This is a genomic window from Pseudomonas sp. HMWF006, from assembly GCF_003061205.1.
Lineage (GTDB): Bacteria > Pseudomonadota > Gammaproteobacteria > Pseudomonadales > Pseudomonadaceae > Aquipseudomonas > Aquipseudomonas monsensis.
This window is the reverse complement of the sequence record NZ_QAIU01000347.1, coordinates 782-1,900: the sequence shown is the minus strand read 5'-3', so window position 1 is coordinate 1,900 and position 1,119 is coordinate 782. Positions and strand designations below refer to the sequence as shown.

At 60.2% G+C, this 1,119-nt stretch carries 1 protein-coding gene; it reads right to left on the bottom strand.

The genetic code is table 11. The features are described 5' to 3' along the window. Positions 1-182: 182 nt before the first annotated feature. On the bottom strand, positions 183-1,119 hold a 937-nt coding region (locus DBR24_RS14235), incomplete at its 5' end, for a TauD/TfdA family dioxygenase (RefSeq protein WP_128615080.1).

Below are 1,119 nucleotides of genomic sequence, written 5' to 3'. Positions count from 1 at the left end.
TTCATGCATGGGGTCCTTGCTGATCGGCGGCGTGACCAGGAGACCCGGTCGTATCAACAAGAACGAATGACCAACGCGATGATTTAGCGCAGCGGCTGCCCGGCGCCCCACCGCCCAGACAAAAATGCCGAAGCCGGTCCAGGACCGGCTTCGGCAGCTTTATCGGCAATCACTCGATTGGCTCAGAGCGAGCCCTGTGAATGCCCCTCGGCCATCGCCACGATGACTTTGCGCGGCCCGACGAAGGGCGAGCGCGCATGCGCCGAGAGCATGTTGTCGAGCATCAGCACATCGCCTTCCTGCCACGGAAAACTGATCGCGCATTCGTCGAGCACCGCGCGGATCTGCGCCAGCACCTCGTCTTCGATGGCCGAGCCGTCGCCGTAATAAACGTTACGCGGCAAGTCTTCTTCATCGACGATGTCCAGCAGGCTTTCGCGCACTTCCGCTTGCAGGTTGGAGATGTGGAACAGGTGCGCCTGATTGAACCAGACGTGATCGCCGGTCACCGGGTGCACCGCCACCGCCTGACAGGTCTGACGGGTGCGCAACTCCCCGTCATCCTTCCATTCGCAAACAATGCCGTGAGCCTTGCAGTAAGCCTCGACGACCTCGCGATCTTCGGTGTTGAACACATCTTCCCAGGCTACATCCAGGCCATTGCCGAAATTGCGCACATACATCAGGCCTTTGCTGACGAAGCGCTCACGGATCGCCGCCGGTATGCGCCGATAGACTTCACGGCTATCGGCAATCGGCGTTTCGCCACCGGATTTCGCCGCGATCATGCTGTAGAACCAGATCTTCATCGGCCAGTCGCGGGAATACGCCTGCTCGTTGTGCAACGGGATGCTCTGGTGCGCCGGGTACTCCGTCGAGGTGTACACCCCTTGAGTAACGTTGGTGCGCGGCGTCGAACCGAACTCGTAGTTCAACAACGGATGGCCAAAACTGGCGGCGAACTGGCGAAACTGTTCGGCACCGTTCAGGCGAAATCCACGAAACAGCACCCCGCCATCGCGCAGCAGATGCTCATCCACCAATGCTTTCAATTCGTCGAACACCGCCAACAGGTCGGTTTGCGCGTCGCTCGCCTCCACCAACAATGGCAGGCGTCCC